The following is a 7,292-nucleotide window of genomic DNA, read 5'->3' as shown; positions in this document are numbered from 1 at the left end:
GGAAAGCAAAAAACTCTCGCCTTCCCTTCATTCATGTGAGCCCATATGAGCCTATTGATAAGTTTTCTAAAATGCTGGTATTTGCAGAAATCCACAATTCTTCAAAAGTAAGGTCATCCTTTTCCTATTCATTCGAGAGATTTTGTATAAATTGCCCTTCAATCATAGTGATTTCAACCTGCAATTATAAGCACACGGTCATTCTTCTATCAGCTCATGTTCTGCCAACTTCGTCTTGCCAGCCTTATAATCTTCCAACTTGCGCTCCAGATAACGGATATTGCTATCAGAATAAAACGAGTCGGGAGCAGCAGACACTTCAGCTTTCTTTGCTCTTACAGCTCTTATTAAAGTACTTTTACTTATACCAACCGCAGCAGCGGCCTCCTTATATGATTTCTCACCCTTGAGAATCATATCGACCGCAGCCTCCTTCCTAGCTTTGTCAATTGGTGGCCTGCCTTCTCTAAACCCTGCCTTGGTTCTAGCAATGGCTTTCCCTGCCTGTGTCCGCTCTACAATCATGTCCCTTTCAAACTCTGCAAAGGCCAGTAATATGTGAAGCATGAGCCTGCCTTGTGGCCGCTCATCTACCTCCCCCATATTGAGGATATTGACACGGATACCCTTGTCTGTAAGTTCCTTGATAAGCGTGGCTCCTTCTGTGGCAGACCTTGCCAACCTATCCAGCTTTGTAACCATCAGTGTATCACCGATATTGAGCCGTGCCAGCAGTGCATCCAGCTGTGGCCGCTCCGTAGTTGTCCCTGTGTATTGTTCCTCTATGACTTCATCACAGCCTCTATCCATAAGCTGCTGCCGTTGTTCTGCAAGACTGTTCCCCTTTACCTGGCCCCGAGTAGAAACCCGAGCATATCCATAAAACATACGCTTCCCCCTTATATAATCAACATTGACAATAATTTTTCGGCGTTTTGGCTGAAAATTTTTCCTATAGTTGGCCGTTTTTTAACCCCGGAGTTGGCAATAGCTATCTTTATGACCATAAGTTTTGATATATTGTCATAGCCTGATTTTACATTGCTCCTCTGTCGGTGTCAATACTTGTAAGTTTTGACTATTAAGAGGAAATTTGTACACCTTCCAGCTTTATTCTTTCTCTTTCTTTCTCTCTTAAAATGAGAAAGAAAGAGAAAGCGAAAGAACCAAGAGAACGTTGATATCGAATACAATTATAATGTTTGCATTTACAAACATTTAGCCTTATAATGTTTATAAATACAGACATTAAGAAGGAGGAGAAAATCGATAATGGGCAAAAAGATAGTCCTTACACCAAGCATCCAAAGAATCCTTCAGCGTATGGGAGAGCAAATCAAACTGGCCCGCCTACGCCGTAATATATCTATGGAAATAGTTGCCGAACGTTCCGGTTTGGGCAGGACAACCGTTTGGGCCATCGAAAAAGGCAGCCCTTCTGTTTCCATGGGAGCCTACGCAAAGGTCCTACATGCTATTGAAGGAATGGATAAAGACTTGCTGCTGATTTGCAAGGACGATGCTAAAGGCCGCTTGATACAAGACTTAAACTTAACTGTTGCCCGTAGGGCACCAAAGAGGAAGAAAGATGAATAATAAGACGATATACTGCTACTTGGACGATTACTACCGCGGTCAAATCCACCTTGGAAATTTATATGTACAAAAAGCTCGTGGAAAAGAAGTCTATTCCTTTGAATTTACGCCTGATTTTCTGGCCAGTAAGGAACATTTGCTTCTAGACCCGCAGCTGCAAGTTGATATTCCTGGCCGTCAATATGCTGACAATCAGATTTTCGGCATGTTTTCTGACTCTTGTCCAGACCGCTGGGGCAGACTTCTCATGAAAAGGCGTGAATCAATCCAGGCAAGAAAAGAAGCCAGGAAACCATCTGCCCTGCTGGAAAGTGACTTTTTGCTTGGAGTCCACGATGAAAGCCGCATGGGAGCATTACGTTTTCGTCTGGAACCTCAGGGTGATTTTCAAGCCAATGATGTTTACCTAGCAACTCCCCCATGGACGGAGCTGCGTCAATTACAGGATGCTTCCCGTAATTTTGAAGATGACAATGGTTTCGACGAATCATGGCTCTCCCTACTGATGGCTCCTGGTTCTTCACTAGGTGGTGCCCGTCCCAAAGCGACCGTTGCAGACGAAAAGGGCAATTTATGGATTGCCAAATTCCCATCCAAACACGACACAGAAAATGCCGGAGCCTGGGAAATGGTAGCCCACGACTTGGCCGAAATGTGTAACTTAAACGTAGCAGAGGCTCAGGCTTTGTCCCTGACCAAGGAAGGCACTACTTTTTTGGTAAAACGATTTGACCGCATAGGAAAATCCCGAATCCACATGGCCTCTGCAATGACCATGCTGGGCAAAACCGATAGCGATAAAGATGCCTCTTATCTTGATATTGCCGACTGGCTGACAGCACATAGTGCCGATGCTCCTGCTGACCTGAAGGAACTTTGGTGTCGCATCGTGTTCAGCATCGCAATCTCAAATACAGATGACCATCTGCGAAACCATGGCTTCCTTCTGCACAAGGACGGCTGGCATCTTTCCCCACTGTTTGATGTAAATCCTAATCCATATGGCAATAATTTATCTCTGGGCATTACCGAAGAAGATAGCACCCTGGATATGAACCTAGCTCTGGAAATGGCGGAATTCTACCAAATCAAACCAGCAGATGCCAAGAACATTATCGCCAACACTAAGAGCGTCATAGCTGATAACTGGCATATCCTGGCTAAAAAATATGGTCTATCCCGTACAGCTATGGAGCGAATGAGCCCTGCTTTTCTTTGACCTTCATGTACTCATATTCGGTAGGTTTTGGAAATAGTAGTCTCATATGTTGTTATTTTTTGAAAAAGGTATACTGTAATCAACCCCCCCTATTCTCAACATAGGATTTATATGATATAACACAAAATAGAAATATTATTTTTCTATTTTGTTAGAAGGTGGTGGAAGTTTATGTTGTATGATTTCTTAATAAGAACATATGGGCAAGGAGAGCCAATTTTTCTAGCCGATGTATCATATAAAGATATGAAACCAGCTATGCTGCGACAGGCCATGTCAAAGCTTGTTGAAAAGGGGCAGCTCCGCCGTTTTGATAAAGGTATATACTATATTCCAGACACAAGCATCTTTCCCTCTGGTGCATTCCTTTCCAGCGATAAAGTCATAGAGCGCAGATATCTGTCCGCCAAAGGCCAAAGATGCGGCTACATCAGTGGCCAGAACTTTGCCAATCAGTTTGGCCTGACCACCCAGGTGCCAATATCCTGCACAGTAGTCTCCAACAAGGCAACTACCAAAGAACGCCGAATTAGACTGGGACAGCAGGAGATTATCCTGCGTCAACCTCGTTGCACTATCACCAAACAGAACTATCTTGTGTTGCAAATCCTTGACCTGCTGGCGGATGTAGACAGATATTCAGAGATTGAGCAAGAGGAAGCCCGCCAAAGATTCAAGGACTATTTGGGCCGGGCAGAGATGAGCTTTTCCAGCATGGAACAATACCTCGACTACTATCCAGTAAAGATATTTAAAAATATGTATGAAATGGGGTTACTATATGGCCTACCTGCATGAAGATGCCAATGTTTTTACAGCTGTTATAACACAAGCAGCACAGAAACCGATCATACCAGAGGCTATTGACGAAAAGGAAAAGTAGGAAATTCCCTACTTTTCCGTATGAGGAGGTTTTGTTTATGAGTGCTATAACTGTAAATTTTCCAGATAGATTCATTGATAATGCAAAAGTTATGTCTAAGGGGCAGATAACAATCCCAAAGGATGTTCGTGCTGTTCTTGGTCTGGACACTGGTAGCCGTGTTACTTTCATTGTAGAGAAAGGTTCTGTTCGTATGGTAAATTCTGCAGTTTATGCTATGCAGATGATTCAAGCAGAAATGGCAGGAGAAGGGGATAAGGCAGGAATTACTTCTGAAGGAGAGGTAAATTCTATAGTAAAAGAAATCCGCAGCGAAGGCGAATAAATATGCGGGTACTAATTTATATGATTTATAATTAAAATTAGCTCAAAAACATTGATTATAGCTAATGTATTGACATCATATATTTATTAGCTATAAAACAGATACAAGGAGGTGATATTATGACTGGTTCAACAACAAGCATGAGCATCAGAATGGATCGCGTGGTAAAAGAACAAGCTCAACAGCTTTTTAAGAGTCTCGGTATGGATATGACAACGGCTATCAATATCTTTCTAAGACAGGCGTTAATACGGAAAGGATTACCATTTGAAGTTACTATAAAGGGAGCAGATTCAGTTCTGCTGCAGAAATTGGTCGAGGCTGATAATGACACTGATATTCACGGCCCCTTTCATACTACGCAGGAATTGATGGAGGAGCTCAACACTGACGAATGAAGGACCTCGTGACACTCCTTATACTTTATAAGTAAAAAATTTAGTTTACAAATATACGAGCCATAATTGATAAAAGCCCAGGTTCTGTGAGCTTTTATTAATTATGGCCCTTTTATCTCAAAATTTTCCTGCCCCTCACAAACCAGATATATGACCGACCTGCGCTGCCGTTTCCCTTTAGAACTTCTGTCTAATTCTCTTATTCTCGCCATAATAGTTCCTCACCAATAAATGGAATAGCACCATAACGGCCTTGCAGATAGCCTTTGGTAATATTTTCTGTTTTACGAGGTGAAAATTCCGTTAATGCAAATACCTCTGATTCTAGGCTCTTGTCGTTCTTTTCTACGAACCATATCTGATCCCGGCGCAACAATGTGCGCTCCAGCAAACCAACATCATGTGTGGTGAAAATCAGCTGGGCATGGTTTCGATTGATATTATGGTCTTGTACCATCTCAACCAGATGCCTTGTCAGAAGCGGATGCAGGCTTGTCTCGATTTCATCAATAGCAATAACACCGCCCTGAGCTAAAGCCTTCAGCCAAAGACCAATGCGTGAGAAAAAGAAATGCGTACCAGCCGACTCCTGCTCAAGCAAAAGAGAATACACACTATTCTCCTCTTTGCCTTCACCGATTCTGTGATAGGTAACTATCTGCTTTTTGCCCCCGCGCTCGATAACCTCAATGTTTTCCAGCCCCAGATCTGCTGTCAGCATTTCCTGCAGCAATCTGGATTTTGAGTCATTGCCCTGCAGAACAGCTTCGATGGAAGTGGTATATAGATTATCTTCATCATGGGCGTTCAGCAGCCTTGTAACAAACCACATAAAGGCATTCTCCGTAAGGGGATTGTTCCACTCATTGGATGTTACCAGATATAGCCGATTAGGCGCCGTTCTCTTGGCCAACTGATTCTGTTCCTGCATACTTTCCTTCGGAAAAGTAAATTCGTTGCCCTCCCTGCTAAAAATAAGCGCTTCCCGACCTCTTGGCCAATGATACAGATACTCAGATTTGATACTATCGCCGTCATAGGCAAAGCCATAGGCATACTTGATGCCATTCATGTAAAAAATAATATCCAACTCCGTAGGGGCTGATTGGGCCTCTGAAAAGGAAAACGAATCATAAGGCAACCTGTCCCCCTTGAGAACTCGAGCATAGCTACCACAAACCATCTGCTTCATCAGGAGCAAAGCATTAAGCAGGTTACTCTTGCCTGAAGCATTAGCACCATACACCGCCAAACAGGGCACCAACTTTACCTTACCCGCCTCAAACAGGTTCTCTGCCATTTCCTTATCACTACTCGCCCGGCAACTTATCGTTGCCTGACTCCTGATAGACTTATAATTCGTTACGGAAAACTGTACCAGCATTTTCCCACCTCCGTTTCCTTAATTATACTTTAAAAGTATGTATCCGTCGATTTAAGTTAATAATTTGCAATAAATTTGCATTTTTCTTGGTTAAATTTCTTATAACGTGATTTATAATTAAATATGAACCATACAGAAAAGCTAGCAATAATCGAGGGGCTTAATTCGAAAAACAAGCCTACATGTGGCTACATAGTTGGCGCTATATGGTCACCGGGCAAGGGTCTATTCCTTCAGGAGCAGCCTTTTTCGTGTATTAGAGAGGCATTTCTTAATTTTGGACATCGGGCCTATTTGTATTTTGAATAATGTAAACTAAAATCATAAAAAAGAAATTATGCAAGAGCTTGTTGCACAATTTCTTTTTCTGATTTTAGTTTACTTTTTTCTAAGGTCTAATATATATTCTTTGACCTTCATGTACTCATATTCGGTGAGTTTGAAGGAGCGGGTCTTTTTCTCATCCATTATACCAACAGTTTTAGGACGTCCGGCTCCCAAGCGCCTGCCACCTCGTCCATTGGCTTTTTTGCGTATTATCTCAGCAACCAATTGATACTTGGCAGGAATTTTATCAATGCGGTTATAGCCTTTCTTCTGATTCAATTCACCGATAGTAATATCAAATCCATTGCTCCAAATAAGAACACCATCTACCCTACCACATGCTGTCTGAACAATGTCTTTAGCCTTGTCGGCTGGCATAATCGTTAACCCTTCAATGTCCCCTGCTGTATAATGGCCATTCCTCATATAATCACTCTTTTCTTTAATTTGATTTCAGTATACCATAATCATACAAATTAAATCAAGATTTAATTTGTATGATTATCTTAACGTTAAAATAACATTATAATAAATGTATCATAACATATATTATACATTATTATTATTTTAATAATAATGTATAAATAACTCTATAAATATAGCCTAATCCCTTATTGTATCTATATTAATCACTTTTTATTCATTATATATTTTCATTGAAATCTATATTATTAATCTAGTGTTAATACCATATTAAATTTATTTAGATATCATATATAGTCATGAAAAACATAAGAGTACATCTATGCTTTTCCCACTATTTGACCTGTAGATAATCCCTTCGTTAAGAGAACACCAATATCAGATGGATATCCATGAAACTTCCTCAGAACGTCTTAGAGGATACTTTTATGCATAGTTGGTATGAAAGTATACATAATTCACTTAAAAGCCATTCTGGGGGATTTGAGAGCTATACACGATTATTTAATACCATTAGAAGGCAGGCAAGCAGGCAAATTATCAGAGATGACTATGAAAAATCATAAATTTTTAGCTTTTGTGGATAACTTTTCTATGCTTTGCTTGCTTTTAGCATATATGCTATATATGCTTTGCGCTTCGGGAAGCCGCATTATTAAAGGGCTTATGGCACTTTATCGTAGGGAAATGTGACCAGTTCGTAGGGAAATGTGACCTAATTAGAAGGAGTATCGTAG

9 protein-coding genes are annotated in these 7,292 nt (G+C 41.0%); 6 read left to right on the top strand and 3 right to left on the bottom strand.

The window, feature by feature from the left end:
• Positions 1–198: 198 nt before the first annotated feature.
• On the bottom strand, positions 199–888 hold the full coding sequence (locus G598_RS0114815) for a recombinase family protein (protein ID WP_014426074.1): 690 nt from the start codon (positions 886–888) through the stop codon (positions 199–201).
• A 384-nt stretch (positions 889–1,272) separates the two neighbouring features.
• On the opposite strand from G598_RS0114815, the gene G598_RS0114810 reads away from it, so the two are divergent.
• The 5 genes from G598_RS0114810 (at position 1,273) to G598_RS0114785 (ending at position 4,421) form a co-directional block, all read left to right on the top strand.
• Complete coding sequence (locus G598_RS0114810) at positions 1,273–1,596, top strand: helix-turn-helix domain-containing protein (protein ID WP_014426075.1); 324 nt, start codon at positions 1,273–1,275, stop codon at positions 1,594–1,596.
• Positions 1,589–2,815: a type II toxin-antitoxin system HipA family toxin gene (locus tag G598_RS0114805; protein ID WP_014426076.1), complete on the top strand. Its 1,227-nt coding sequence runs from the start codon at positions 1,589–1,591 to the stop codon at positions 2,813–2,815. The genes G598_RS0114810 and G598_RS0114805 overlap by 8 nt, the downstream gene beginning before the upstream one ends.
• 171 nt (positions 2,816–2,986) lie before the next feature.
• Positions 2,987–3,613 (top strand): DUF6088 family protein, encoded by a 627-nt coding sequence (locus tag G598_RS0114800; protein ID WP_014426077.1) that lies wholly within the window; start codon positions 2,987–2,989, stop codon positions 3,611–3,613.
• A gap of 122 nt (positions 3,614–3,735) precedes the next feature.
• Positions 3,736–4,023, top strand: a complete 288-nt coding sequence (locus G598_RS0114790) for an AbrB/MazE/SpoVT family DNA-binding domain-containing protein (protein ID WP_026767571.1) — start codon at positions 3,736–3,738, stop codon at positions 4,021–4,023.
• 119 nt (positions 4,024–4,142) lie between these two features.
• On the top strand, positions 4,143–4,421 hold the full coding sequence (locus G598_RS0114785) for a type II toxin-antitoxin system RelB/DinJ family antitoxin (RefSeq protein ID WP_014426079.1): 279 nt from the start codon (positions 4,143–4,145) through the stop codon (positions 4,419–4,421).
• Between the two features lie 199 nt (positions 4,422–4,620).
• On the opposite strand, the gene G598_RS0114780 is transcribed toward G598_RS0114785, so the two are convergent.
• Positions 4,621–5,805 (bottom strand): AAA family ATPase, encoded by a 1,185-nt coding sequence (locus G598_RS0114780; protein WP_014426080.1) that lies wholly within the window; start codon positions 5,803–5,805, stop codon positions 4,621–4,623.
• 378 nt (positions 5,806–6,183) lie between these two features.
• A complete protein-coding gene (locus G598_RS0114775) occupies positions 6,184–6,558 on the bottom strand; it encodes a hypothetical protein (RefSeq protein ID WP_014426082.1) in 375 nt (124 codons plus the stop codon).
• 438 nt (positions 6,559–6,996) lie between these two features.
• Here G598_RS0114775 and G598_RS20120 point away from each other — a divergent pair, with 438 nt between their 5' ends.
• The gene (locus G598_RS20120) at positions 6,997–7,248 is read left to right on the top strand and encodes a hypothetical protein (RefSeq protein WP_014426083.1); all 252 of its coding nucleotides are present in this window, start codon (positions 6,997–6,999) and stop codon (positions 7,246–7,248) included.
• The last annotated feature ends 44 nt before the right edge of the window (positions 7,249–7,292 follow it).

This window comes from Selenomonas ruminantium subsp. ruminantium ATCC 12561, from assembly GCF_000424065.1.
Taxonomy (GTDB): Bacteria; Bacillota; Negativicutes; order Selenomonadales; family Selenomonadaceae; genus Selenomonas_A; species Selenomonas_A ruminantium.
The sequence above is the reverse complement of the archived record's forward strand: the minus strand, read 5'-3'. Positions and strand labels throughout refer to the sequence as shown.

Excerpts from the sequence above, each read along its gene's own strand:
- G598_RS0114815 (WP_014426074.1), bottom strand. The coding sequence starts at position 888 with ATGTTTTATGGATATGCTCGGGTTTCTACTCGGGGCCAGGTAAAGGGG.
- G598_RS0114810 (WP_014426075.1), top strand. The coding sequence starts at position 1,273 with ATGGGCAAAAAGATAGTCCTTACACCAAGCATCCAAAGAATCCTTCAG.
- G598_RS0114805 (WP_014426076.1), top strand. The coding sequence starts at position 1,589 with ATGAATAATAAGACGATATACTGCTACTTGGACGATTACTACCGCGGT.
- G598_RS0114800 (WP_014426077.1), top strand. The coding sequence starts at position 2,987 with ATGTTGTATGATTTCTTAATAAGAACATATGGGCAAGGAGAGCCAATT.
- G598_RS0114790 (WP_026767571.1), top strand. The coding sequence starts at position 3,736 with ATGAGTGCTATAACTGTAAATTTTCCAGATAGATTCATTGATAATGCA.
- G598_RS0114785 (WP_014426079.1), top strand. The coding sequence starts at position 4,143 with ATGACTGGTTCAACAACAAGCATGAGCATCAGAATGGATCGCGTGGTA.
- G598_RS0114780 (WP_014426080.1), bottom strand. The coding sequence starts at position 5,805 with ATGCTGGTACAGTTTTCCGTAACGAATTATAAGTCTATCAGGAGTCAG.
- G598_RS0114775 (WP_014426082.1), bottom strand. The coding sequence starts at position 6,558 with ATGAGGAATGGCCATTATACAGCAGGGGACATTGAAGGGTTAACGATT.
- G598_RS20120 (WP_014426083.1), top strand. The coding sequence starts at position 6,997 with ATGAAAGTATACATAATTCACTTAAAAGCCATTCTGGGGGATTTGAGA.